This window comes from Roseomonas sp. TF40 (assembly GCF_057219975.1).
On record NZ_JBXVVR010000005.1, the window covers coordinates 128,530 to 152,820 of the forward strand.

The 24,291-nt window shown below is 70.7% G+C and carries 27 protein-coding genes; 11 read left to right on the forward strand and 16 right to left on the reverse strand.

Annotation, left to right across the window (positions count from 1 at the left end; all coding sequences use genetic code 11):
• Nucleotides 1-67 precede the first annotated feature (67 nt).
• Nucleotides 68-1,033 (reverse strand): Bug family tripartite tricarboxylate transporter substrate binding protein, encoded by a 966-nt coding sequence (locus AC2D9U_RS15625; RefSeq protein ID WP_484750592.1) that lies wholly within the window; start codon nt 1,031-1,033, stop codon nt 68-70.
• Nucleotides 1,030-1,428, reverse strand: a complete 399-nt coding sequence (locus AC2D9U_RS15630) for a RidA family protein (protein WP_484750595.1) — start codon at nt 1,426-1,428, stop codon at nt 1,030-1,032. The genes AC2D9U_RS15625 and AC2D9U_RS15630 overlap by 4 nt, the downstream gene beginning before the upstream one ends.
• 93 nt (nt 1,429-1,521) lie before the next feature.
• Here AC2D9U_RS15630 and AC2D9U_RS15635 point away from each other — a divergent pair, with 93 nt between their 5' ends.
• The 5 genes from AC2D9U_RS15635 (at nt 1,522) to AC2D9U_RS15655 (ending at nt 5,597) form a co-directional block, all read left to right on the forward strand.
• Nucleotides 1,522-1,950 (forward strand): CoA-binding protein, encoded by a 429-nt coding sequence (locus AC2D9U_RS15635; RefSeq protein ID WP_484750597.1) that lies wholly within the window; start codon nt 1,522-1,524, stop codon nt 1,948-1,950.
• Nucleotides 1,951-2,086: 136 nt separating this feature from the next.
• The gene (locus AC2D9U_RS15640) at nt 2,087-2,767 is read left to right on the forward strand and encodes a DUF2076 domain-containing protein (RefSeq protein ID WP_484750599.1); all 681 of its coding nucleotides are present in this window, start codon (nt 2,087-2,089) and stop codon (nt 2,765-2,767) included.
• A 47-nt stretch (nt 2,768-2,814) separates the two neighbouring features.
• Nucleotides 2,815-3,669 (forward strand): LysR family transcriptional regulator, encoded by an 855-nt coding sequence (locus AC2D9U_RS15645; RefSeq protein WP_484750601.1) that lies wholly within the window; start codon nt 2,815-2,817, stop codon nt 3,667-3,669.
• 53 nt (nt 3,670-3,722) lie between these two features.
• A complete protein-coding gene (locus tag AC2D9U_RS15650; RefSeq protein WP_484750603.1) occupies nt 3,723-4,946 on the forward strand; it encodes an MFS transporter in 1,224 nt (407 codons plus the stop codon).
• A 3-nt stretch (nt 4,947-4,949) separates the two neighbouring features.
• Nucleotides 4,950-5,597 (forward strand): trimeric intracellular cation channel family protein, encoded by a 648-nt coding sequence (locus AC2D9U_RS15655; RefSeq protein WP_484750605.1) that lies wholly within the window; start codon nt 4,950-4,952, stop codon nt 5,595-5,597.
• Nucleotides 5,598-5,603: 6 nt separating this feature from the next.
• Here the strand turns inward: AC2D9U_RS15655 and AC2D9U_RS15660 are convergent, their stop codons facing one another.
• The 3 genes from AC2D9U_RS15660 to AC2D9U_RS15670 all read right to left on the reverse strand — a co-directional run bounded on the left by AC2D9U_RS15660 (nt 5,604) and on the right by AC2D9U_RS15670 (nt 8,341).
• Nucleotides 5,604-6,008, reverse strand: coding sequence for a hypothetical protein (locus tag AC2D9U_RS15660; RefSeq protein WP_484750607.1), 405 nt, complete (start codon nt 6,006-6,008; stop codon nt 5,604-5,606).
• A 99-nt stretch (nt 6,009-6,107) separates the two neighbouring features.
• Nucleotides 6,108-7,220 (reverse strand): alanine racemase, encoded by a 1,113-nt coding sequence (locus tag AC2D9U_RS15665; protein ID WP_484750609.1) that lies wholly within the window; start codon nt 7,218-7,220, stop codon nt 6,108-6,110.
• Nucleotides 7,217-8,341 (reverse strand): pyridoxal-phosphate dependent enzyme, encoded by a 1,125-nt coding sequence (locus AC2D9U_RS15670; protein ID WP_484750611.1) that lies wholly within the window; start codon nt 8,339-8,341, stop codon nt 7,217-7,219. Before AC2D9U_RS15670 ends, AC2D9U_RS15665 begins: the two co-directional genes overlap by 4 nt.
• Before the next feature lie 55 nt (nt 8,342-8,396).
• Here AC2D9U_RS15670 and AC2D9U_RS15675 point away from each other — a divergent pair, with 55 nt between their 5' ends.
• Nucleotides 8,397-9,488 (forward strand): M20/M25/M40 family metallo-hydrolase, encoded by a 1,092-nt coding sequence (locus AC2D9U_RS15675; protein ID WP_484750614.1) that lies wholly within the window; start codon nt 8,397-8,399, stop codon nt 9,486-9,488.
• On the opposite strand, the gene AC2D9U_RS15680 is transcribed toward AC2D9U_RS15675, so the two are convergent.
• Genes AC2D9U_RS15680 through AC2D9U_RS15690 form a run of 3 tightly spaced genes read right to left on the reverse strand, consistent with a single transcriptional unit; the run spans nt 9,485 to nt 12,448 of the window.
• Entirely contained in the window at nt 9,485-10,570 is a 1,086-nt protein-coding gene (locus tag AC2D9U_RS15680) for an Ldh family oxidoreductase (RefSeq protein ID WP_484750617.1), read from the reverse strand. The genes AC2D9U_RS15675 and AC2D9U_RS15680 overlap by 4 nt on opposite strands.
• Nucleotides 10,571-10,574: 4 nt before the next feature.
• Nucleotides 10,575-11,576 (reverse strand): amidohydrolase family protein, encoded by a 1,002-nt coding sequence (locus AC2D9U_RS15685; protein ID WP_484750620.1) that lies wholly within the window; start codon nt 11,574-11,576, stop codon nt 10,575-10,577.
• A 56-nt stretch (nt 11,577-11,632) separates the two neighbouring features.
• The gene (locus AC2D9U_RS15690) at nt 11,633-12,448 is read right to left on the reverse strand and encodes a GntR family transcriptional regulator (RefSeq protein ID WP_484750622.1); all 816 of its coding nucleotides are present in this window, start codon (nt 12,446-12,448) and stop codon (nt 11,633-11,635) included.
• A gap of 115 nt (nt 12,449-12,563) precedes the next feature.
• Between AC2D9U_RS15690 and AC2D9U_RS15695 the strand changes: the two genes are divergently transcribed.
• The 4 genes from AC2D9U_RS15695 to AC2D9U_RS15710 all read left to right on the forward strand — a co-directional run bounded on the left by AC2D9U_RS15695 (nt 12,564) and on the right by AC2D9U_RS15710 (nt 16,623).
• Nucleotides 12,564-13,541 (forward strand): Bug family tripartite tricarboxylate transporter substrate binding protein, encoded by a 978-nt coding sequence (locus AC2D9U_RS15695; RefSeq protein WP_484750624.1) that lies wholly within the window; start codon nt 12,564-12,566, stop codon nt 13,539-13,541.
• A gap of 118 nt (nt 13,542-13,659) precedes the next feature.
• Nucleotides 13,660-14,049, forward strand: a complete 390-nt coding sequence (locus tag AC2D9U_RS15700; RefSeq protein ID WP_484750626.1) for a cupin domain-containing protein — start codon at nt 13,660-13,662, stop codon at nt 14,047-14,049.
• A gap of 35 nt (nt 14,050-14,084) precedes the next feature.
• Entirely contained in the window at nt 14,085-15,062 is a 978-nt protein-coding gene (locus AC2D9U_RS15705) for a Bug family tripartite tricarboxylate transporter substrate binding protein (protein WP_484750627.1), read from the forward strand.
• Nucleotides 15,063-15,075: 13 nt separating this feature from the next.
• Nucleotides 15,076-16,623, forward strand: a complete 1,548-nt coding sequence (locus AC2D9U_RS15710) for a M81 family metallopeptidase (protein ID WP_484750629.1) — start codon at nt 15,076-15,078, stop codon at nt 16,621-16,623.
• A 106-nt stretch (nt 16,624-16,729) separates the two neighbouring features.
• Here AC2D9U_RS15710 and AC2D9U_RS15715 read toward each other — a convergent pair whose 3' ends face one another.
• The 7 genes from AC2D9U_RS15715 to AC2D9U_RS15745 all read right to left on the reverse strand — a co-directional run bounded on the left by AC2D9U_RS15715 (nt 16,730) and on the right by AC2D9U_RS15745 (nt 22,322).
• On the reverse strand, nt 16,730-17,074 hold the full coding sequence (locus AC2D9U_RS15715) for an FKBP-type peptidyl-prolyl cis-trans isomerase (RefSeq protein WP_484750631.1): 345 nt from the start codon (nt 17,072-17,074) through the stop codon (nt 16,730-16,732).
• Nucleotide 17,075: 1 nt separating this feature from the next.
• A complete protein-coding gene (locus AC2D9U_RS15720; RefSeq protein ID WP_484750634.1) occupies nt 17,076-17,507 on the reverse strand; it encodes a DUF3830 family protein in 432 nt (143 codons plus the stop codon).
• Nucleotides 17,508-17,627: 120 nt separating this feature from the next.
• Entirely contained in the window at nt 17,628-18,758 is a 1,131-nt protein-coding gene (locus AC2D9U_RS15725; RefSeq protein ID WP_484750636.1) for a DegT/DnrJ/EryC1/StrS family aminotransferase, read from the reverse strand.
• A gap of 84 nt (nt 18,759-18,842) precedes the next feature.
• On the reverse strand, nt 18,843-19,829 hold the full coding sequence (locus tag AC2D9U_RS15730) for an NAD-dependent epimerase/dehydratase family protein (protein ID WP_484750638.1): 987 nt from the start codon (nt 19,827-19,829) through the stop codon (nt 18,843-18,845).
• A 9-nt stretch (nt 19,830-19,838) separates the two neighbouring features.
• Entirely contained in the window at nt 19,839-20,900 is a 1,062-nt protein-coding gene (gene rfbB / locus AC2D9U_RS15735) for a dTDP-glucose 4,6-dehydratase (protein WP_484750640.1), read from the reverse strand.
• A gap of 52 nt (nt 20,901-20,952) precedes the next feature.
• Nucleotides 20,953-21,978, reverse strand: coding sequence for a potassium channel family protein (locus tag AC2D9U_RS15740; RefSeq protein ID WP_484750642.1), 1,026 nt, complete (start codon nt 21,976-21,978; stop codon nt 20,953-20,955).
• Nucleotides 21,975-22,322 carry a RidA family protein gene (locus tag AC2D9U_RS15745; protein ID WP_484750645.1) on the reverse strand — a complete coding sequence of 116 codons (348 nt, stop codon included), beginning with the start codon at nt 22,320-22,322 and terminating at the stop codon, nt 21,975-21,977. The genes AC2D9U_RS15740 and AC2D9U_RS15745 overlap by 4 nt, the downstream gene beginning before the upstream one ends.
• Nucleotides 22,323-22,377: 55 nt before the next feature.
• Here AC2D9U_RS15745 and AC2D9U_RS15750 point away from each other — a divergent pair, with 55 nt between their 5' ends.
• Nucleotides 22,378-22,887 carry a TIGR00645 family protein gene (locus AC2D9U_RS15750; protein ID WP_484750649.1) on the forward strand — a complete coding sequence of 170 codons (510 nt, stop codon included), beginning with the start codon at nt 22,378-22,380 and terminating at the stop codon, nt 22,885-22,887.
• A gap of 385 nt (nt 22,888-23,272) precedes the next feature.
• Here the strand turns inward: AC2D9U_RS15750 and AC2D9U_RS15755 are convergent, their stop codons facing one another.
• Nucleotides 23,273-24,265: a Bug family tripartite tricarboxylate transporter substrate binding protein gene (locus tag AC2D9U_RS15755; RefSeq protein ID WP_484750652.1), complete on the reverse strand. Its 993-nt coding sequence runs from the start codon at nt 24,263-24,265 to the stop codon at nt 23,273-23,275.
• Nucleotides 24,266-24,291 lie beyond the last annotated feature (26 nt).

Below are 24,291 nucleotides of genomic sequence, written 5' to 3' on the forward strand. Positions count from 1 at the left end.
TTGAATCTAGAGCAAGAAATCCGATCTGATGTCGCGGCGCCGCCGCGACATCAGATCGAATATTGCGCTACTCCGCCGTCGCGCCGCTTGCCCGCACGATCGGCGCCCAGCGGGCGATCTCGGCGCGGATGAAGGCGCCGAACTCGGCCGGACCGCCATCGAGGATCTGCATCCCCTGGCCGGCCAGGCGATCGCGCACCGCTGGCACCTCCAGCGCTTCCCGCGCCGCGGCGTTCAGCCGGGCGACCACCGGCTCGGGCGTACGGGCCGGCGCGGCCAGGCCGAACCAGGCGGTCACGTCGAAGCCGGGCAGGCCGAGCTCGGCCAGCGGCTTCACCTCGGGCCAGTTCGGCATGGCGCGCTGGCCGGACAGGCCGATGGCGCGCAGCCGCCCGCCCTGCACCTGGCCCAGCGCCACCGGCACCGAGGCGAAGGTCATCGTCGTCTGCTGCGCCAGCACCGCGTTCACGCTCTCGGGCGCGGAGCGGAAGGGCACGTGGGTCAGGCGTACGCCGGTCATCTGTTCCAGCACCGCGCCCCCCAGATGCTGCGAGGTGCCGGTGCCGCCGGAGGAATAGGTCAGCTCGCCCGGCCGGGCGCGGGCGGCGGCGACGATGTCGGCCACGCTGCGATAGGGGCTCTCGGGGTGCACCACCAGCACGTTGGGGCTGGTCGCGGCGAGCGTCACCGGGGCGAAATCCGCCACCGGGTCGAAGGGCATGGTGCGATAGAGCGCGGGGTTGATGCCATGCGTGCTGACGGTCGCCATCAGCAGCGTATGGCCATCCGGCTCGGCCCGCTTGACCACCTCGGCCGCGATGTTGCCGCCCGCGCCGGGGCGGTTCTCGACCACCACGGATTGGCCGAGCCGCCGGCCCATCTCATCGGCCATGGCGCGGGTGAGGATATCGGCGGCCGAGCCCGCGCCGATGGTGACCAGGATGCGCACCGGGCGCGTCGGGAAGCCCTGGGCGCGGGCCTGGGTGGCAAGGAGCAGCGCCGGCGTGGCCAGCAGCAGGGCGCGGCGGTTCATGGCACGACTCCGATGCCCTGGATCTCGACCAGGATGCCCGGCCGCGCGAAGGCGCTGACCGTGAGAAGGGCGCTGCAGGGGTATTTCCCGCCCGGGAAATGCTCGGCGCGCAGCTTCACCAGCTGGTCGCCGTGGCGCGGGTCGAGGATGTAGACCGTGGTCCAGACCAGCGAGGACAAATCGCCCCCCGCGCGCTTCAGCGTGGCGTCGATCAGCGCGTAGCAGGTGCGGACCTGGGCCTCGAAATTCCAGGAGATGTCGCGGCCCTCCAGGTCCTGGGTCGCGGTCTGGCCGGAGAGCCAGACGGTGCGCCCGCCCGAGGTGATGACGGCGGGGGAGAAGGCGCGGGATTTCTGGAAATCCGTGCCCTCGAGGTGTTCGACCTGCAGGCTCATCCTGTCTTCCTCCTGGAAGGGCCAAGGGTTGCAACCGATTGCAGGCCTGTCAACGCCTTTCCTCCGCCATGCCTTCCGGCGCATCCTCTGGCCATGACCGAGGAAGACCGCCGCATCCGCGACCTGCTGCTCGCCACGCGCCGTATTGCGCTGGTTGGCGCCTCCGACCGGCCGGACCGGCCGAGCCATGGCGTGCTCGGCTTCCTGCTGGCGCGCGGCTACGAGGTGACGCCGGTGAACCCGGTGCTGGCGGGGCGGGAGATCCTGGGCCGCACCGTCGTCGCCAGCCTTGCAGAGGCCGGGCCGCTCGACCTGGTGGATGTGTTCCGCCGCTCGGCCGAGGCGGGGGCGGTGGTGGATGAGGCGATCCGCCTCGGCGCGCAGGCCGCGTGGCTGCAGCTGGGCGTGGTCGATGACGCGGCCGGCGCGCGGGCGCGGGCAGCCGGCCTCGGCTTCGTGCAGGATCGCTGCCCGGCGATCGAGTGGCGGCGGCTGGACCTGCCACCGCGCATCGTCATCTGATCGCCGCTTGAAATCCGGCGCCAGCCGGGCCAGATCGCCCTTACCTAAATTACCGGTAAGGATTCGCGGGGTCCCTGCCGGCATCGTCCCCCCGCCCGGCCCGCACAAGCCGGTCAACCAAGGGAATCGCAGAACAATGACGGACGAGGAACGCCGGATCATCACCGGCTATGTGGAGCGGGTGAGCGGCGCGGTGAACGCGGCGCCGGCGCGCCCGGCCTCGCCCTGGGGCGCCTTCGGCGGCCAGGCACAGCCCGCGCAGCCGCCGCTGCCGCCCGTGGACCCGGAGGCCGACCGCCTGATCGCGGAGCTGTTCAACCGCTACCCGGAAGCGCGCTACCGCATCACCCAGACCGCCTTCGTGCAGGAGCACGCGCTGGTCGAGATGCAGAACCGCATCCAGCAGCTGGAATGGGAGCTCGAGAACGCGCAGCGCCAGGGCCAGGCGGCGCAGTCCAAGGGCGGCCTGTTCGGCATGTTCGGCGGCGGCCAGCAGCGTCCCGCCCCCATGCCGCCGCGCCCGCAGCCGCAATATCCGCCCGGCTACAACCCGGCGGCGATGCAGCAGGGCCAGGGCCGCGGCTTCCTCGGCACGGCGATGATGACGGCGGTCGGCGTGGCCGGCGGCCTGATGCTCGGCAACGCCCTGATGTCGGCCTTCTCGGGCGGCGCCGCCCAGGCCGCCACCGGCGATGCCGGCGCCTTCGGCCAGGACGCGGTGCCGACCAGCTACGCCGCGCCGCAGGACGACGCCCATGCCTATGGCGCCGATGATGCCGCGGCCTATGAGGATGGCGGCTACGAGGAAGAGCTGTAAGCCTTCCCGTTGCCAGGGGATCGGGGGCCGCGCATAGCATCGGCGCGATGCGCGTCCCCGATCTCGACCTCGACCTGCTGCGCTGCTTCGTCCAGGTGGCGGAGCAGGGCGGCTTCACCGCTGCGGGCCAGGCGCTGGGCCTGACCCAATCGGCCATCAGCCTGAAGATCAAGCGGCTGGAGGACCTCGTCCGCCGCCCCGTCTTTCGCCGCACCAGCCGCCGCGTCGAATTGACGCGCGAGGGCGAGACGCTGCTCGCCTATGCGCGCCGCCTGCTCGCCCTGAATGATGAGGCCGTGCAGCGGTTGATCGCGCCCCCCGTCGCGGGGCGGCTGCGGCTCGGCGTGGCGGACCATTTCGTGCCGCGCTCCCTCGCCCCCATCCTCGCCCGCTTCGCCCGCACCTATCCCGAGGTGCGGCTGGAGGTGGAGGTCGGGCGCAGCCACGACTTGCGCGCGAAGCAGCAGGCCGGCGGGCTCGACCTCGTGCTCGGCAAGCGCCGGGATGGCGAGGTGGCGGGCGTGCCGATCTGGACCGAGCCCGTGGTCTGGGCCGCCGCGCCGGAATGGGAAGTGCCGGAGGGCCGCCCCCTGCCGCTGGCGCTGCTGCCCGAGGGCTGCATGTTCCGCGAGCGTGCGCTGCGCGCTCTGGCGCGGGCGGGGCTCGCCTTCGAACCGGTCTTCACCTGCGACAGCCTGCTCGGCCTCGCCGCCGCCGCGCAGGCCGGCTTCGCGCTGACCGTGCTGGGCCGGAGCGGCTTCCCGCCCGGGCTGCGGGAGGTCTCGGGCCTGCCGCCGCTCGGCGTGGTGGAGATGGCGGTGTTCGGCGACGCGGCGGGGCGCACCCAGCTGGTCGAGCCGCTGGTCGGCTTCATCCGGGACAGCCTGACGGCCAGCGGTTGATTCCGGCAGGGGAGCGGCGCACCTTGCGCGCTCCTGTCCCGGAGCCAGCCGGCATGCCCGACACCCCGCCCGAGCCGCTCTGCCGCGATGCCCGCATCCTGATGCTGATCGGCACGGGGCATTTCCTCAGCCATTTCTACATGCTCTGCCTGCCGCCGCTCTTCCTGGTCTGGCGCGAGGAGTTCGACGTCTCCTTCGCCGCGCTCGGCCTCGCGGTCGCGCTGATGAGCGCGGTGACGGCCATCGGCCAGACGCCGGTCGGCTTCCTCGTGGACCGTCATGGGGCGAAGCCCTATTTGGTTGGCGGCGTGGCGCTGATGGGGGTGTCCATCGCGCTGATGGCGGCCGCGCCGGGCTATTGGGCGATCCTGCTGCTCTGCATCACCTCGGGGCTGGGCAATGCGGTGATCCACCCGGCCGACTACGCGATCCTCGGTGCCTCCATCGACAAGTCGCGCATCGGCCGCGCCTTCGCGATGCACACCTTCACCGGCAATCTCGGCTTCGCCGCCGGCCCGCCCGTGGTCGCACTGATGCTGCTGGTGATGGAGTGGCGGCTCGCGCTGGCGATTCTGGGCCTGCTCGGCCTGCCGGTGGCGCTCTCCATCCTGTGGCAGGCCTCGATCCTGCGGGACCAGGCCAAACCAAAGGGCCGCGAGGCGGGCGGGCCGAGCGGGCGGGAATTGCTGCTCTCGCGCCCCATCCTGCTCTTCTTCGGCTTCTTCCTGCTCTCCGCCATGGCGGGCACGGCGATCCAGGCCTTCGCCATCACCGTGCTGGGCGAACTCTGGGGCACGCCGGTCGCCATCGGGTCCCTGGCGCTGACGGGCTACATGGTGGGCGCCACGGGCGGCACGCTGATCGGCGGCTGGTTCGCGGATCGCTACAAGCGCCACCTGCTGTTCATCGTCGGGCTGACCGTGATCGCCGCCACGCTGATCCTCGCCCTGGGGCTGGTGCCGATGCCTTCGGCGCTGCTGCCGCTGGTCGCCGGGCTGGCGGGGGTGGCGCTGGGGGCCTCCCGCACGCCGCGCGACGTGATGCTGAAGGACGCGATTCCGCCCGGGCAGATGGGCAAGGTCTTCGGCTTCGTCTCTTCCGGCCTGCCGCTGGGGGGCGCCATCACGCCCGTGCCCTTCGGCTGGCTGATCGACCTGGGCCTCGCGAGCCTGGTGCTGCCGCTGGCCGCGCTGCTCATGCTGGCCTCGCTGCTCTGCATGGGGGGCGCGAGCAGCGCGGCGCGGCAACAGCGCGCGGCCCTGGTGCCGGCGGAGTAGGGCTTGGAGGGTCTCGACCTCGCGCTGCGGGTCATCGACTTCGCGGCGATCTTCGTCTTCGCTGCCTCCGGCGCGCTGGTGGCGAGCCGCAAGCAGATGGATGCCGTCGGCTTCATCCTGATCGGCTGCATCACGGGGTTCGGGGGCGGCACGGTGCGCGACCTGCTGCTCGGCCGCACGCCGCTGTTCTGGCTGCGCGCCCCCGAATTGCTCGCCATCGCGGCGCTCGGCGCGCTGCTGGTCTTCTTCTTCGCGCACAAGGTGGAAAGCCGCTTCAAGACGCTGCTCTGGCTCGATGCCGTGGGCCTTGCGCTCTATGGCGTGCTGGGGGCGGAGATCGCGCTGATCGCCGGCGCCGAGCCCTGGGCGGCGGTGCTGCTCGGCACGGTGACGGCCACCGCGGGCGGCATCATCCGCGACGTGGTCTGCAACGAATTGCCGCTGATCCTGCGGCGCGAGATCTACATCACCGCCGCGGCCGCGGGGGCCGCGGCCTATGTCGCGCTGCGCCTCGCCCCCCTGCCGCGTGACATCGCCTTGCCGGGGGGAATCCTGGTGGGCTTCGGCATCCGCGCCGCGGCGATCTGGCGTGGCTGGTCGCTGCCGCCCTTCAAGGCGCGGCCGGCGCGGGACTACCCGGATACGCGGTAGCGGCGCCTACCCGCAGCTTTGCGCCGCGGCGGAAGGCTCGAAGCCTTCGAACTCGGCCAGATGGGCATCGGCCTCGATCCAGCGCAGCGCGCCCAGGCCGGGTTCGATGCGCGCCTCGCCGGCGATGATCCGGCCGGGATGGAGGGCGGATTGGCGCGTATAGCTCAGCCGCGTTCCCTCGCCCTCGATACGCCAGGAGAGCACGGGAAGGGGGCGGCAGAAGACGAGCAGCTTCACGCTGATCAACCCGCGCCCCTCCGCTTCCAGCAGCAGCCGCGCCGCGCCGCCCTCGCCGCGCAGCTTCGCCGTGCGGCCGATCCAGGCCGGGAAGGGCGGCACGGGCACCCCGGCCCGCGCCCGCGGGGCGAGGGCCAGAAAGGGAAGGGCCAGCAAGGCACGACGGGCAGGCACGCAGGCATCCACCATCCGGACAGGGAACGTCCCAAGACTGCCGCCGATCACGCGGCGGGCGAAGTCTTGTGACCCTTTGTCACATTGGGGCAGAGATGCTTACCAATAATTCACGCGCGGCCAGATCGCGACGAGCCGGCCATCCTCGACCACATGGTAGCGGTCATGCGCCGCCGCGGTGAGGCAGACATGGTTCGGCGCCACGCGAATCCGCGCGCCCACCGGCAGGCGATCGAGCGGCAGGGTGCCGCCTTCCGCGGCGCGCACCTCGCCATGCTCCTGGTGCACGCGCATGACCATCGCGTCACCCAGCGTGGCGTTGCCCTCCCGGTCCAGCACGCGGCCGAACTTCCAGTCGCGCGGCGCGGCCTCCGTGCTGCGGTCCTTGGAGAGGGCGAGCGCGCCCGCATCGATCAGCACCGCCCCGCGCGCGGGGTAGCGACCGATCACGCTGGCCAGCACGGTGACGGCGATGTCCTCCAGCGGATGGGTGGCGAGTTGCGCCTGCAGCAGATCGCCCATCATGTAGACGCCCGCGCGCATCTCGGTGATGCCCTCGAGGCTCTTCGCATACATGGCGGTGGGCGAGGCGCCGGCCGAGAGGATCGCGGGTTCCATCCCCGCCGCGCGCAGCCGTGCCGCCGCATCCAGCAGGGCCAGCCGTTCCTGCTCCGCCAGATCCGCCATCGCGGCGATGCTGCGCCCGGCATAGGAATGGCCGGAATGGGACATCAGCCCGGCGAAGCGCGGCCCGAGCGCGGCGGCGATCTCGACCAGCCGCGGGTCGTCGGGCGCGACGCCGGCGCGGCCCTCGCCCACATCCACCTCGACCAGCGTCGGCAGCGTGCCGGGGAAGGCCGCGATGGCGCGCGCCACGTCGAGGTCGTCGGTGATGATCTTCACCGCCGCCCCCTGCATGTTCAGCGCCGCGACGGTGGCGAATTTCGCCGGCACGATGCCCACCGCGTAGATCTGGTCCCGGTAGCCATGCGCGGCGAAGTACTTCGCCTCGGCGAGCGTGCTGACGGTGATCGGCCCGCCGCCCGGTGCCGCGAGTTCCGCCACCTGCACATTCTTCGCCGTCTTCATGTGCGGGCGCAGCGTCACGCCCGGATGCCGGGCGATGGCGGCGGCCATGCGCGCGATGTTGCGCTTGAGCGTGGGCAGGTCGAGCACCAGGCAGGGCGTGGGGAGCGTATCCAACAGGCTCACAGGGCGACTCCCAGCATCTCGGCATAACGCGGCGTGGCCTTGAGGCCCGTGCCCGTGAGCACCACCACCGTGGTTTCCCGCGTTGCGATGCGGCGCTCATCCACCAGACGCGAAAAGGCAGCCGCCGCCTGCGCGCAGGTCGGTTCGACATAGACACCGCCACGCGCGAGCGCGAGCGAGGCCTGCGCGATCTCGGCCTCGCTCAGCAGCACCGCGCCCCCTTCGGACTCGCGCAGCGCGGTGAGGCATTCGGGCAGGCGGATGGGCTGCGCGATGGCCGTGCCCTCGGCGATGGTGGGCTGCGCCGTCTCTGCCGGCAGGCCGAGCGCGGCGCGCGCGATGGGCCCGCAATTCGCCGGCTGGGCGGCGAAGATGCGCGGCAGCTTCGCGATCTGCCCGGCGCGCAGCAGTTCCGAAAAACCGAGCCAGCAGCCCAGCACGTTGGAGCCCGCGCCGCAGGGCACGATGACGTTGTCCGGCGCGCGGAAGCCCAGTTCCTCCCACAGCTCATAGGCGAGGGTCTTGGTGCCCTCCAGGAAGAAGGGCTGCCAGTTGTGGCTGGCGTAGAACAGCTCCGCCGATTTCGCGAGCGCGGCATCCGCGCAATCCTGCCGGCTGCCGGGGATGAGTTCGATGGCCGCGCCCGCGGCACGCGACTGCACGGTCTTGGCCGGGCTGGTGCTGGCAGGCACGAAGATGGTCGCCGCCATACCGCCGGCCGCCGCATAGGCGCTGACCGCCGCACCGCCATTGCCCGAGGAATCCTCCAGCACCGCCGTGATGCCCTGGTCGCGCAGCAGCGAGAGCATCACCGAGGCACCGCGATCCTTGAACGAGCCCGTGGGCATGAACCATTCGCATTTCAGCAGCGCCGTGCCGCCCGGCAGCGCGCGCTCGACCAGCGGCGCGCAGCCCTCGCCCATGCTGATCGGGGCTTTCGGCATCCAGGGGAAGGCGGCGGCATAGCGCCAGATGCTGCGCGTGCCGGTCGCGATCTCGTCGCGCGAAATGCCGGTGCGGGGTGTGAGCAGCAGGGGGGCGAGGCCCTCGCCGCACCAGCGGGGTTCGGCGAGCGGCCAGGTGCGCCCGCTGCGCGGGTCGAGGTAGCTTTGCGTGGTCATGGCCGCATCCTCCCTTGCGGGGCGGCTTCGGGCAAGCGAGGCTCGGGGGATGGACATGAAAGACCCTGTGCTGCGCCTGGCAGCGGACCTCATCGCGATCGACAGCCGGTCGAGCCTCTCCAACCTGCCCATCGCCGAGCGCATCGAGCAGGAGTTGCAGGGCTTCGAGATCGAGCGCCTGGACTACATCGACGTGAACGGCGTCGCGAAGCGTGCGCTGGTCGCGCATAAGGGGCCGAAGGGCGGTTATGCGCTGTCGGGCCACATGGACACCGTGCCCGCCACGGGCTGGGAGAGCGATCCCTGGGCGCCGCGCCTGGATGAACAGGGCTTCCTGCACGGGCTCGGCTCGGTGGACATGAAGGGGCAGGTGGCGGCCTGCATCCTCGCCGCGCGCAACCTGCCGGCGCATGTGCCGGCAACGCTGCTGATCACCACCGATGAGGAAACCACCAAGGCCGGCGCGGCGCGCATCGCCAGGCACAGCGCGCTCGCGAAATCGCTGAACCTGAAAGGCATCATCGTCGCCGAGCCGACGAGCCTGATCCCGGTGCGCGGCCATCGCAGCCACATCGCCTTCACCGCGACGGCGCACGGGCTGCAGGCGCATTCCTCGACGGGCAAGGGGATCAACGCGAACTGGAAGCTGCTGCCCTTCCTGGTCGCGATGCGGCGCGTGCATGATGAGCTGCGCAGCAACCCCGCGCTGCACGACCATGACTACGAGCCGCCCTTCTCCGACTTCAACATGATCCTGGACAATCACGGCACGGCGATGAACGTGACCGTCGCCAAGGCCACGGCGCAGATCAAGTTCCGCTACAGCGCCAAGGTCGATCCCGCGCCCGTGCTGCGCGCGGTGCGCGAGGCCGCGACCGATGCGGGCATCGACCTTGCCGAGCAGCATGAGGGCTTCCCCCCCGAACTGCCCGCCGATCACCCGCTGATCGCGCGCGCCGTGGGGCTGACCAACCACGCGCCGCGCACCGCGCCCTATGGCACCGATGCCTCGGAGTTGCAGGCGCTTGCACCCTGCGTGGTGCTCGGCCCTGGCGACATCTCCCGCGCGCACACCACGCGGGAATATGTGCGCGCGCAGGATCTGATCGACGCGGTGCCGGTCTTCGCGCGGCTGCTCGCCGCTTAGCGGGCGCTGAGTGGCGTCACGCCGCTTTCGGCTGCCAGCTTGTCGAGCTGCGCGAGCAGCGGGGCGGAGAGCGGCACGCCGCGTGCGGCGCGCTCCCGCCGCCGGCTCGCGCGCATCTCGCCCGGCAGGCGGATGCGGTCCACGCCGGGCAGGCGCGCGGAGTGGCGCAGATCATCGAGATGCCGCGCGACCTCGGCCTGGAAGGCCTTGGGGTCGAGGAAGCGCGACACGTCGAGTGCGATCAGCGCATGGCCCGTCTCGGTCACCGTGCGGTCATCGGCGTTGAAATCCACCACGTCGCGCCCGAAGGCCGCGCGGTTCAACGGCCCCGCGAGCAGGCCGAGCATCAGCGCGAGTCCGCTGCCCTTGTAGCCGCCGATCGGCAGCAGGATGCCATCCTTGCTCTGCTTCGGGTCGGTCAGCGGCTCGCCGGTCTTGGCGTTCACCATCCAGCCCTCGGGCATCGGCGTGCCGAGCAGCGCATGGCCCTTCACCGTGCCGTAGGAGACCACCGTGGTGGCCATGTCGAGCACCACCGGATCGGCCTCGCCCATCGGGATGGCGATGGCGAGCGGGTTGGTGCCGAGCAGCGAATCCGTGCCGCCCCAGGGCGCCATGTGATTCGCGGAAGCCACGACCGTGTAGATGCCGACCATCCCGGCCGCGAGCGGCAGGCAGGCATGCACCGCGCCCGAGCCCGCATGGTTGGAGCGCCGCGCGCCGACCCAGGCGATGCCGTTCTCCCGCGCGATCTCGATCGCCGTCTCGCCGGCCTTGGACATCACGAGATGCCCCATGCCGTTGTCGCCCTCGATCATCGCCACCGCGGGCGCCAGGCGCTTCACCTGGATGTCCGGCCGGGGGTTCGACCCGCCCGCGCGCATCCGGCGCACATATTGCGGCAGGCGGAAGATTCCGTGGCTGTCCGCGCCGGTGAGGTCGGCCTCCACCATCAATTCGCCGGCGCGGCGCGCATCGGCCGGGCGCATGCCCTGCGCGACCAGCACATCGGCGACGAAGCCGATCATCGTCGCCGCCTGGTAGCGCGGCAGCGTCGCGGCGAGGTCCTCGTCGAGCGCCATCGGCTCAGCCCTTCGCCGGCGCGGCGAAGAAGCGCCGCGCATTGCCTTCCAGGATCATCGCCCGGATCGCGGGATCGGCGATGGCCTCCTCGATCTCCTCGACACCGCGGGTGGTCCCCATGTCGAAGGGGTAGTCGGTGCCGAAGACGATGCGCTCGGGCCCGACTTCCTGCAGCAGGAAGCGCAGCGGGCCGGGCGCATGGGTGATGCTGTCATAGAGGAAACGGTCGAGGCTCTCCGCCGGATCGCCCTTGAGGCGAATCTTCGGCTCCTTGCGCACCTTCCAGCCATGCCGGAAGCGCCCCGCCTGGAAGGGCGTGAAGCCGCCGGCATGGGAAAGGCAGAAGCGGATAGCCGGGTGGCGCTCGATGACGCCGCCGAACACCAGCGAGGCCGCGGCGATGGTGGTCTCGAGCGGATTGCCGATCAGGTTCGTGAGGTAGTAGCTGCCCATGCGCTGCGCGGCCACGACCTTGTGCGGATGCACCAGCACAAACAGGCCGTGGCGCTGCGCGACCTCCCACACCGCATCCAGCCCCGGCGCGTCGAGATTCCCGCCGGCGATGTTGGACCCCAGATGCAGCCCGCGCAGCCCATGCACGGTGATGGCGCGCTCGAGCGTGGCCGCGGCGCGCACCGGATCCTGCATCGGCGCGGTGGCCATGCCGATGAAGCGATCGGGGTATTGGCGCACCAGCGCGCCGATGGCGGCGTTCTGGATTTCGCTGACGGCATCGGCCGCCCCGGCATCGGCCTCATAGAGGAAGGTGTGCGGGATGTTGCACACCACCTGCATGTCGAGCCGCTGCGCCGCCATCTCGGCGAAGCGCCGCTCGAGATCCCAGGCGGATCGCGGAAAGGGGTTCTGCTTCACGTCGAGGATCTCGAGCAGCCCGGCATCGTCGTCGATGCGCGTCAGCTTCGGTGCGCAGGAGGGCACCTCGCGCGCGATGGTCGCGATCATGGCCTCGGTCAGCACATGCGAATGGGCGTCGATCACGGCCATGGCGTTTCCCCTGCTGGCGTTGTTATGACGTCATAAGACGAATGCGGTGGCGCGGGTCAAGTGCCCGCCCGGGGCCGCACCGCGCGGATCTCGCCCCGCCGCAGCGTGCGGCTGAAGGAAAAGCTGTCGGCGCGGTAGTAGGTGCGCGCGCATTCGATGGCCTGCCCCGCGGCGTCGAAGGAGACGCGCTCGGTCAGCACCAGCGGCTGGTGCGGCGCGAGGCCGAGCAGCCCGGCGCGGAAGGTGTCGGCCTGGATCACTTCCAGCCGTTCCTGCGCCTCCTGCGCCACCAGGCCGAAGACCTGCTCGAGCACGAGATGCGGCGGGCCGGAGAGGTCGGCCTCCAGCAGGTCGGGCGCCAGGGCGGCGGGCACGAAGCTGGTGCGCGCCGCCACCTTCCCGCCATCGCGCTCCAGCAGCCAGCGCAGCTTGTGCACGGGCACCCCGGCCGGGACGCCCAGGCGCGAGGCCACCCAGTTCGGGCAGGGCACGGTCTCGGCGGCGTGCAGGCTAATCGCGCCCGGCGGGACGCGGTCGAAGGGGCTCGCCAGGAAATGCCCGGGGTCGGAGAGCGGCGCGTCGCGGCGCGCATGGCGCACGAAGGTGCCGCGGCCCTGCTGGCGATGCAGCAGCCCCTCATCCACCAGCGAGGTCACCGCCTGGCGCACGGTGATGCGTGAGAGCCCGTAATGCGCGCAGAGCTCGGCCTCGGTCGGGATGCGGTCGCCCGGGCCGAGGTCGAAGGTGATCAGGTCCCGCAGCGCGTGCTTGAGCTGCAGCCAGAGCGGCATGGCCGCGCTGCCGCGCAGCTCGCGCAGGAGCGGCGGGCCATCGGCGGCCGGCGCGTGGCTGGCCTCGGCCTCACGCGGCATGGGGCAGGCCCTTTCTCGCGGCTTGACAGGGGGTGTGCCTGGAATATGTCCGCAGTCATCATAGATCAAGCGGCACGCGGGCGGATGATCCGCGGCCCCCGGGAGAAGCTCCGCCATGCGCCACGCCACGCGACGCACGCTGCTCGCCACCGCCCTCGCCTTGCCGGCCCTGCAGGGGGCGCGGGCGCAAGCGGCGTATCCCGACCGGCCGATCCGCGTGATCATGCCGCTCGCCGCCGGCAGCGCGGTGGATGTGGTGGTGCGCATCGTCGCCGAACGGATGGGCGAGACGCTCGGCCAGCGCCTGGTGATCGAGAACCAGACGGGGGCCTCGGGCATGATCGGCATGCGCAGCGGCGCGCGTGCGCCGGCCGATGGCTACACGCTGCTCGCGGTCAATGACGCGGTCATGACCATGCTGCCCAACATGAACCGCGAGGCCGGCTACGACCCGCTGCGCGACTTCGCGCCGATCGGGCAGATCGTGCGCATCCGCTGGGCGCTGGTCGCGCATCCGAGCTTCCCCGTGCAGGATGTGCAGGGGCTGATCGCCGCCGCGCGCGCCCGGCCCGGCGCCATCGACTATGCCTCGGGTGGGGCGGGCAGCCCGCAGCATGTGGCGATGGAGATGTTCCTCCAGGCGGCGGGCATCCGCATGAACCACATCTCCTACCGCGGTGCGACGCCGGGGCTGACGGCGGTGGTGGCGGGGCAGGTGCCGGTCGGCTTCTTCGGCATCCCCACGCCCAACAGCTTCGTGCGCGACGGGCAGCTCCGCCTGCTCGCCACCGCCGGGCCCGCGCGCATCGACGCCTTCCCGAACACGCCGACCGTGGCGGAATCCGGCGTGCCGGGCTTCAGCTTCTTCACCTGGGGCGCCTTCCTCGCCCCCGCCGGCACGCCCGCGCCGATCGTCGAGCGGCTGAACGCGGCCCTGCGCGAGGCGCTGGGCCAGCCCGCGGTGCGCGGGCGGCTGGAGCAGCTCGGCTATGAGGTGGTGGGCAACACCGCGGCCGAGTTCACCGCCAGCCTTGCGCGCGACCATGCGGCGATGGGCGCGCTGATCCAGTCGGCCGGGATCCGCATGGAGTAGCGGCGCGTGAGGTAGCCGCTCGACGGCGGCGGTGAATTCGTCTTAGGTTGTCATACCAACAGCGGGCGGAGACCGAATCATGGCGACACCAGCCATCCTCAGGCCAGCCGAGCGACCGATGGCCGACCGCGGCGGCGGCGCGCGCACCATCCCGCTGGTGACACCCGCCACGGGTTCCACCCAACTGCTCAACGGCATCACCATCTTCGATCCGGGTGCCGCCATCGGCGAGCACCTGCACAATTGCGAGGAAAGCGTGATGGTGCTCGAGGGTGACGCCATCGCCGTGCTCGGCGGTGTCGAGCATCGCCTCGGCCCGGGCGACACCACCTGGATCCCGGCGGAACTGCCGCATTATTTCCGCAACGCCTCCACCACGCAGAAGATGCGCATCTTCTGGACCTATGCCTCGGTCACCGCCACGCGCACGCTGGTCGCGACCGGCGAGACGCGGCCCGTGGCGGCCGAGCACGCGCCCGACAAGATCATCCGCCCGCCGACAGGCTGAACCGAAACGGCGTGCATCAGGGAGGAGACAAGAACATGACCACCATCACCCGCCGCACGGCGCTGGCCGCGGCCGCGCTGGGCGCCCTGGCCGGCCCCGCCCGCGCGCAGGCCTGGCCGAGCCGGCCGGTGCGCATCATCGTGCCCCTCGTGCCCGGCGGCACCACGGACCTCATCGCGCGGCTGATCGCCGAACCGCTTTCCCGCACGCTCGGCCAGCCCGTGGTGGTGGAGAACCGCGCGGGGGCGAATGGCTGGATCGCGAATGAATACGTGATGCGCGAGCGCCCCGACGGGCACACGCTGATCGTCAACAACGTCTCGACGCACGGGATCAATTCGGCGCTGGCCGGCAACCGCCCGCTGGTGCCCGCGCGCGGGCTGACCCCCATCACCAACCTCATCGAGGCGCCGCAGGTGCTGCTCGCCCCCGCGAGCCTGCCGGTGACGACGCTCGCGGAATTCGTGGCCTATGCCAAGGCGCAGCCCAACCCGCTGGTCTTCGCCTCGGCCGGCGTGGGCAGCTACCAGCACATCGATCTCGAGGCCTTCGCCCAGCGCGCGGGCATCAGGCTCACGCATCTGCCGCTGCGCGGGGCGGGGGAGATGGTGCCGGTGATGCTGCGCGGCGATGCGCAGATCACCGAGTTCAACCTGGTCAACGCGCTGCCGCATGTGCAGGGCGGGCGGCTGCGCGCCCTGGCCGTGGTCTCGCGCGAGCGCCTGCCGCAACTGCCCGACACGCCGACCACGCTCGAGGCCGGCTTCCCGGACCTGATCACGACGCTCTGGAACGGCTTGTTCGCGCCCACGGGCACGCCCGCCGAGATCATCACGCGCCTGCATGCCGAGGTCACGCGCATCCTGCGCGACCCCGAGGTGGCGGGCGGGCTGGAACGCCAGGGCGTGCGCGTGACACCCAGCGAGAGCCCCGCCGCCTTCGCGCAATATGTCGAGCGCGACGTCGCCCGCTGGACCGCCCTGACGCGGGAGTTCAACATCACCTTGAACTGAAAAGGTCCCCGCCATGCCCCGGCCCCGCATCGCCCTCGGCAGCTTCATGCTGGAGAGCAACGGCCATGCGCCGGTCGCCACCAAGGCGGAGTTCGAGGCCACCTGCTGGCTGGAAGGGGCGGCGCTGGCGGCGGATCTCGCCACGCCGGCGCCGCGCGCCTCGCAGGGGCTGACGGGCTTCATCCAGGCGATGAATGCCGGCCGGCCCTGGGAGCCGGTCTTCACCATCGCCGCTGCCGCCGGGGCCTCGGGCCCGATGGACCAGGCGGTGTTCGACGAGATGCTCGGCAAGCTCGAAGACGGCCTGCGTGCGGCGATGCCGCTGGATGGCGTGTTCCTCGCGCTGCATGGCGCGGCGACGGCGACGGTGGATCGCGACCCGGATGGCACGCTGCTGCGCCATGTGCGCGCCATCGTCGGGCCGGATGTGCCGGTGCTCGCCACCCTCGACCTGCATTGCAACATGTCGTGGGAGATGGTGCGGCATACGGACATGTTCGCGGGTTTCATCACCAACCCGCATGTCGACCAGCGTGAGCGCGGCGCGGAATGCGCGGGCGTGATGCGCGCGATGCTCGGCGGCATGAAGCCGCGCATGTCCTACGCAAAACTGCCCTTCATCCCGCCGGCGACGAGCCAGAACACGGCCGCCGGCCCCTATGCCGAGGCCATCGCCTTCGGCCAGCGCTACCTCGATCATGAGGTGCTGAACGTCTCCATCGTCTCGGGCTTTTCGCGCGGCGACACGCCGAAGAACGGCCTCGCGGTGATGGTCACCACGCGCACCAGCGCGGCGCGCGCGCAGGAAGTCGCGGCGGAGATCGCGGCCTGGGTCTGGTCCACGCGGGCGAAGTGGGTGACGAATCTGACCAGCCTCGCGGATGCCACCGCGATGGCTCTCGCGGTCGGGCGGGACCCGAGCAGACCCTCGCTGATCTTCGCCGATGTCGCGGACAATCCAGGCGGCGGGGGGCGCGGCAACACGAGCTGGATCCTCGAGGCCTTCCTCAAGGCGGGGGTCGAGGGCGCGGTCTTCGGCATCCACAACGATCCCGCCCTGGCCGCGGAGGCGCATGCGCTGGGTGTGGGGGCGCGATTCACGGCGCGCTTCAACCGTGACGAGACGGATGAGTTCTCGAAGCCCCTGGTCGCGGAAGCGGTGGTGGAGGCGCTGGCGGATGGCGAATGCGTCGGCCGGCGCGGGATCTATCTCGGTCGCAGCCTCAGCCTCGGCCCCACGGCGCTGCTGCGGATCGGGGGCGTGCGCGTGGCGGTGGTGACGCAGCGCAAGCAGCTGGCCGAGCCCGCGATGCTGGAATGTCTGGGCGTGGATCTGCGCGCCGTGCGCGCGCTGGTGGTGAAGTCGCGCGGGCATTTCCGCGCGGGCTTCGACGACATCTGGACGCCCGACCGGATCATCGAGGTCGATGTGCCCGGCCTCACCACCGTGGTGATGAGCCGCGTGCCGTGGCGCGAGGTGCCGCGGCCGATCTATCCGGTCGATCCGGAGATGGCGTGGACCCCGCCGCGCGCCGATCAGGTGCAGGTGCGCGGCGGGTAGATCAACTTAGGCGGGCGCCGAAGGCGACCGAGGCCGCGAATGCGGCCCGCCGCTCATGCGGCGAAGCCAAGCGCGCGGAGCGCGCGCCCGGCGTCTGAGGGCACAATCACCCGATGGCCAGCAATTCCACGTCGAAGACCAGCGTCGCGTTGGGCGGGATCACGCCGCCGGCGCCGCGCGCGCCATAGCCCATCTCGGGCGGGATGGTCAGGCGGCGCTGGCCGCCGATGCGCATGCCGGCCACGCCGCGATCCCAGCCCGCGATCACCTGCCCGCCGCCCAGCTTGAAGCCGAAGGGGTCGCCGCGATCGCGCGAGCTGTCGAACTTGCGGCCCTTGGTCTCGGGCGCCGACGCGTCGAACAGCCAGCCCGTGTAGTGCACGCGCACCGCCTTGCCGGAGAGCGCCATCTCGCCCGTGCCCTCGACGAGGTCTTCCATCTTCAGGCCCATGTCACTTGCTCCCGGCACGGAAGGTGATCGGCTTGTTGCCGTCCCACAGGACGGAGCGGCCGATGGTCGCGAGGCGATCCAACCCCTCGCGGATGGTGAGGAAATGATTGCCCGCGAGCGGCCCGGCCTTGGAGGCGAAGCCGCAGGGGCCGTAGGCGATCAGGATTTCCGTCTCGCTCAGGCTGGTCGGCATGCCGCCCGGATAGACGATGACGTGGCCCGGTGCGGGGTGGCTGGTGGCGTTCTCGAAGCCGAGCGAGAGGTCACGCTCGCCCATCGGGATCCAGCAGGCCTCGCCCGACCAGCGGACATGGATGATGCGGTCGCTGAAGGGCAGCAATTCGCGGAAGCGCGCGCAGGTCTTGGGCGCGTCCTTGTCCTCGAAGAAGGCGTGGAAGATCTCGCCCCCGATGTCGATCTCGATGTCGGCCATGCCGCTTGCTCCCGGGCTAGAGCGTGATGACTTGAGGTGGAATCACCGAAAAGTCTGAATCACGCGATCAAACAAGAATCGGCGCTGCGCGTAGAACACGCAGCGCCGCTTGCCAAGCCGCTACAGCCGCCGCAGCACGCTGCAGACATGATTGAGCTGCGCGTCGGTCAGCTCGGGGAACATCGGCAGGCTCATCACCTCGCCCGCCGCGCGTGCGGTCTCGGCGCAGCCGGCGGGGCCGAGCGCGGTGCGGCCGCGATAGGCGGGCTGGAGGTGGACGGGCTGCGGGTAGTGGATGGCGGTGGCCACCCCTTCGGCCCGCAGCCGCGCCATCATCGCCGCGCGATCCGGCACGCGGACAACGTATTGGTGAAAGACGTGCTCGGAGCCTGCTCGCCGGGGCGGCGGCGCCAGCGGGCCGCCGGCCAGCGCCGCGTCATAGGCCGCGCCGATCGCCTGGCGGCGGGCATTGTCGCTGTCCAGGTAGAGCAGCTTGACCCGCAGGATCGCCGCCTGGAGTTCGTCGAGCCGGCTGTTCACACCGATGTCGGCGCTGATGTAGCGCTCGCGCCAGCCATATTGCCGGATCGCGGCGATGCGGTCCGCCAGTTCGGGATCATCGGTGGCGAGGATGCCGGCATCGCCCAGCGCGCCGAGATTCTTGGTGGGGTAGAGCGAGAAGCAGGAGGCATCGCCGATCGTGCCGAGCTTCCTGCCCTCCAGCGTCGCGCCATGCGCCTGGGAGACATCCTCGATCAGCTTCACGCCATGCGCGCGGCAGGCGGCGAGCATGGGCGTGAGGTCGCTGGCCTGGCCGTAGATGTGCACGGGAATGACGGCGCGGATCGGCGGCAGGCCCGGCGGCGGATCCTCGAGCACCGCGACCAGCTCGTCGGCATCCATGGTGAAGGTGTCGGGGTCGATGTCGATCAGCAACGGTGTCGCGCCGACCATCTCGATGGCCGCGACGGTGGCGACCGCGGTGTGGGAGACGGTGGCGACGGTGGACCCTGTGCCGATGCCCATGCCGCGGAGCGTCAGCGCCAGCGCATCCGTGCCGTTGGCGCAGCCGACGGCGCGTTTCGTGCCGAGCCAGGCGGCGAACTCACCCTCGAAGGCGACGCCCTCCTGGCCCAGGATGTACCAGCCGGAGGAGAGCGCGCGCGCGACGGCGGCGTCGATCTCGGCCTTGTGGGCGCGGTAGCTGGCGCCCGGATCGGCCTGCGGAACCATCATCGTGGTGGCGTTCATGTTGGACTCCTTTGATTGCCCGATCGATTCACGCCTCCGGGTGCTCGCCCGCTGCGCGGGCTGCGCCCTCCGGCGATCGATCGGCTAGGCCACATATTCGGCAAGACGCGGACGATACCAGTCGAGCGAGCGGCGCAGCCCCTCATCCACATCCACCCGCGGCCACCAGCCGGTGGCGGCGCGGAAGGCGCGGTCATCGGCGGCGTAGCTGCCGATGTCGATCTGCGCGCGATCGGCGGGGAATTCCTTGTTCACATATTCGCCCTTGCCGCCATTCGCCGCGATCAGGCGTTCGGCCAGATCCTTCAGCGAGAGCGGGGGCGGGCCGCCGATGTTGAAGACGCGGCCATTGACCTCGGGCTTCGTCGCCTGCGCGGCGGCGCGCAGGAAGGCATCCGTCACGTCGTCGAGATAGGTCAGGTCGCGCAGCTGCTCGCCGCCCCAGACCTCGAAGGCCTCGCCTTCCAGCACGCGGCGGATCCAGATGCCGAGGAAGGTCTGCCGCGCATCCTTGATGCGCAGCCGCGGGCCGTAGCAGTTCGTCAGGCGCAGCGAGACGACGGGACGGTGATGCACGCGCGATTCCAGCAGCCAATACTGCTCGCCCGCCCATTTCGAGACGCCATTCGCATCCGGCGGGTTCACCGTGTGCTTCTCATCGACCGGCAGGTATTGCGGCCGGCCGTAGAATTGCCGCGTCGAGGCATGCACCACCACGGCCTTGGGGGCCACTTCCCGCATCACGGAAATGAGGCGCACCTGGGCCACGGCGTTGATCGCGATGTCGGCCACCGGGTCGCGCTGCCCGCCCATATGGCTGGTCTGGGCGGCGAGGTTGAACAGCACGTCGATGCCCTGGCAGAGGCTGTGCAGCTCGGCGTCGCGGATGTCGCCGCGCACCAGCATCACGTTGCTGCCCTCGAGGTTCAGCGGGTTGGCGCCGCCATCGGGCATCATCGCATCCAGCGCGATGACGCGCGCCCCCTCGGCGGCCAGGGCATGGCAGAGACCGCTGCCGAGAAACCCCGCGCCACCCGTCACCAGCACGCGCTTGCCGCGCCACTCGCTCATGAGAAGGTCCTAACCTTTCTGGCCGAGGCGTTCGCCCGCGTAACGCTTCGCGCGGATCGGGCCCCACCAGGATTCGTGGTCGAGATACCAGCGCAGCGTCTGCTCCAGCCCGGTCTCGAAATCGTATTTCGCCGTCCAGCCCAGCACGCGCTCAGCCCCCGAGGGGTCCATCGCGTAGCGGAAATCATGGCCCGGGCGGTCCTTCACGAAGGTGATCAGCCGCTCACGCGGGCCGGCCGGGTCGGGGCGCAGCCGGTCGAGCACGGCGCAGATGGTCTTCACCACCTGCAGATTCGTGCGTTCCTGCCGCGGGCCGATGCAATAGGTCCCGCCCGGCACGCCGCGGCCGAGCAGCGCGAGGCACAGCGCCTCGGCATGGTCCTCGACATGGATCCAGTCGCGGATATTCGCGCCATCGCCATAGACGGGCAGGGGGCGGCCCTCCAGCGCGTTCAGCGAGACCAGCGGGATCAGCTTCTCGGGGAACTGCCAGGGGCCGTAATTGTTGGTGGTGTTGGAGACGAAGGCGGGGAAGCCGTAGGTGTGGTGCCAGGCCCGCACCAGGTGGTCCGACGCCGCCTTGGAGGCCGAATAGGGGCTGCGCGGGTCATAGGGCGTGTGCTCGTCGAAGGGCTTGTCCGCGCTGCTTTCCAGCGAGCCGAAGACCTCGTCGGTCGAGACATGGTGGAAGCGGAAGGCGGCCTTGCGGTCCGCCGGCAGGGCCGCCCAATAGGCGCGCGCGGCTTCCAGCAGCACCTGCGTGCCCACCACATTGGTGCGGATGAACTCGGCCGGCCCGTCGATCGAGCGGTCCACATGGCTCTCGGCGGCCAGGTGCATCACCGCGTCGGGCTGCCATTCGGCGAAGGCCGCGGTCATCGCCGCGTGGTCGCAGATGTCGGCCTTCACATGGACGTGGCGGTTATGCGCCCGCGCCTCGGCCAGCGCGTCGTGGCTCGCCGCGTAGGTTTCCTTGTCGATGTTCACCACCACATGCTCGGTGGTGGCGATCAGGCGGCGGACAACGGCGGAGCCGATGAAGCCCAGGCCGCCGGTCAGAAGAATGCGCATGCTGTGTTCCTGCTCAGGACAGTAATGACGCTGGATTGCGGCGGAAGCGCGACTAATGGTCGGCGCCACCATGGCCCTTTGCCGGCCCCGCCCCGGGCAGGGGAGCGGGGGGCGCAGAATGCCCTGACGGGCCCGGATGGTCGAGATGGGGCTCGCCGCCCCCCCGGATCCGCCGGCTGCGCATGATCTCGGCGAAGCCGAAGAGCAGCAGCAACTGCCCCGACACCACCTGGATGCTCGCCAGCACCCGGATGCCATCGTCATGCGGGCGGATGTCGCCATAGCCGACGGTGGAGAGGGTGGTGACGGAGAAATACAGCGCGTCCGAATAGCTCAGCCGGATCGCCCCCTCGCTGCCCTGGAACAGGGCCGTGACCGAGAGCGCATCGGCGATCCGGTAGGCCGAGGCGAAACCGATGACCAGCAGCGCATAGATCAGCAGGAAGGCCACCATAGGCACGGCCAAATGGCGCAGCCGGGCCGAGAGGTCGCCGATGATGACCGCCACATCGACCAGCAGCCGGACCACGTCGCGCGCCGCGACGGCCACCACCAGCCCGATCATCGCCATCGCCACCAGCAGCGCCGCCGCCTGCGCCGTGGGTTGCAGCCGGTTGAGCGGCAGCATGAAGCACACCAGCCCGATCAGGGAGACGATGAACACCCAGCGCGCCGCATGGGGCAGTTCCTCCAGCGTGTCGGCGGGGTTGCGGCTGGCGATCTCGGCCATGGCCGCGCGCTGCCACCACACCATGCCCAGGAAGGCCAGCACCGGCAGCAGGAAGGCCAGGGGGCGGATGTCCTCCGGCACGTCCGGGAATTGCGCGCGCCCGAGCACGACGAAGAGCGTGGCGTAGAGCGCCAGCCCCGTGGCCGTGCCGAAGGCGAAGTTCAGCCCGCGCGGGAAGAGCATGTAGAGGCAGCCCAGCCCCAGCCCCGCCACGGCCATCACCGTGACCGGCAGCAATTGCCCCTCATCCCCCACCCCCCAGGCGACCAGCAGCGACAGCGCCATGGTGAAGGCGACCGATCGCCCCCAGGCGCGCAGCCGGCGCGGGGAGGGGCGGCGGGCGATCAAGGGGCGAGCGCCACGCCGGTGATCTCCACCCGCCAGCGCGGATCGACCAGCGCGGCCTCGATGGTCATGCGGGCCGGCTTGGCGCCTGCGTCGAGCCAGGCATCCCAGGCGCGGTTCATGGCCGGCGCTTCCTTGATGTCGGCCAGCACGATGGTCACGCTCAGCAGGGCGCGCTTGTCGGTGCCGGCCTCGGCCAGCAGGGCGTCGATCTGGGCGAGGATGTCGGCGGTCTGGCCTTCGGTATCGGCCGTGGGGTCGTCCGCCACCTGGCCGGCGAGCCAGATCAGCCCGCCCGCCACTACCGCGCCTGACAGTCGATTTTCTTCCGCGATGCGACGGATCATCCCGCTTCCCTCCGGCCGTTTGAAAGGGCAAATCTGCCCCATCCCGGAGCGTGATATGCAGACATTCATCGACAAGGCCATCCTGGCCAGCCGCTATATCCTGGTGATCTTCTTCGGCGGGCTGGCCGTGGCGCTGGCGATCTATGCCGTGGGCTTCCTGAAGAAGCTGTGGAAATTCGCCTCCAACGTCACCACGGGCGACGACAACGAACAGCTTCTCGCACTGTTGCACCTGCTGGATGCGGCGCTGGTGGCCTCGCTGGTCGTGATGGTCGCCATCTCCTCCTATGACAGCCTGGTCTCAAGGCTGGCCAAGGATGAGGAGAAGAATTCCGTGAGCTGGGTGGCCAACATCGACCCCGGCAATCTCAAGATCAAGCTGGCGACGGCGCTGATCGCCATCTCCTCCATCCACCTGCTGCAGATCTTCATGCAGGTGAGCAATTACGACGACCGGCATGTGATGTGGGGGCTTGCCATCCACAGCATGTTCCTGGCCGGCGCGGTGGCGCTCGGCCTGCTCGACTGGCTGACGGGCGGGGGGAAGAAGTCCGGCAAGGGGTAGGGGCGGACCAGCCGCCCGCGCTTTTGGGCGTAGAGTGAGGCGGCCAGCATAGCTGGCCGAGCGCCCGAATGGGCGCCGCGCCCAGTGGCGCGAGGCAAGCGGCCGGAGGCCGCGCCCGCCGCTTGAGGGCGTAGAGTGAGGCGGCCAGCATAGCTGGCCGAGCGCCCGAATGGGCGCCGCGCCCCGTGGCGCGAGGCAAGCGGCCGGAGGCCGCGCCCGCCGCTTGAGGGCGTAGAGTGAGGCGGCCAGCATAGCTGGCCGAGCGCCCGAATGGGCGCCGCGCCCCGTGGCGCGAGGCAAGCGGCCGGAGGCCGCGCCCGCCGCTTGAGGGCAAGAAAAATGGCCCGACTGACGCCAGGGAGTCGCCAAAAGGCGACCCCTGGCATCAGTCGGGCGTGACCCCGATCTCGCGGATCGCCGCCGCCCAGCGGTGGAATTCGGCGGTGACGAATTCCGAGAAGGCGGCCGGGCTCGGGCTCGGCGAGGCCACCGCGCCCGCCTCGATCAGCCGGCGCTTCACCTCCTCATTGGTCAGCGTGGTGGTGAGTGCGGCGTGCAGCCGGGCCACGATCGGCGCCGGGGTCGCCATCGGCACGAACATGCCCTGCCAGCTCGAACTCACATTCTGCGGGAAGCCCTGCTCCTTCAGCGTCGGCACCTGGGGCAGGCCGGGGAAGCGCTCGGCCGTGGTCACCGCCAGCGCCTTGATCTGGTTGTTGCGCAGCTGCGCCAGCACCGAGGGCAGGGTGACGAACATCATGCTGACATGCCCGGCCATCAGGTCCGTCACCGCCGGCCCGGCGCCGCCGCGATAGGGGATGTTCACCACCTGCATGCCGTTCTGCCGGGCGAAGATCTCCATCTCGAGGCGGTTCTGGCTCGCGCTGCCGGCCGAGCCGTAGTTGAGCTGGCCGGGCCGCGCACGGGTGTAGTCGATCAGCTCGCGGATCGAGTTCACCGGCAGGTTGTTGTTGACCACGACGATGTTGGGCGTCTCGGCCACCAGCGTCACCGCGCCGAGGTCGCGCAGCGGCGCCCAGCTCAGCCCGGGGAAGACCGAGGGGTTGATCACCGTGCTGCCGGCATTGCCGAGCACCATGGTGTAGCCATCGGGGGCGGCGCGCGCGCCGGCCTCCATGCCGATATTGCCCGTGGCCCCCGGTCGGTTGTCGATGATCATGCCGCGGCCGAGCACGGTCTGCAGGGTGGGCAGGATCAGCCGGCCGATGATGTCGGACGCCCCGCCGGGGGCGAAGGGCACGATCATGCGCAGGTTGCGGGAGGGGAAGTCGGCCTCCTGCGCCGCTGCCGCGCGCGGCAGGAAGGGGGCGGCGGCCAGCCCGGCCAGGGTCGCGAAGCTCTGTCGGCGTGTGGTCATGGTCGTTCCTCCCTTTCTTGTTTGGT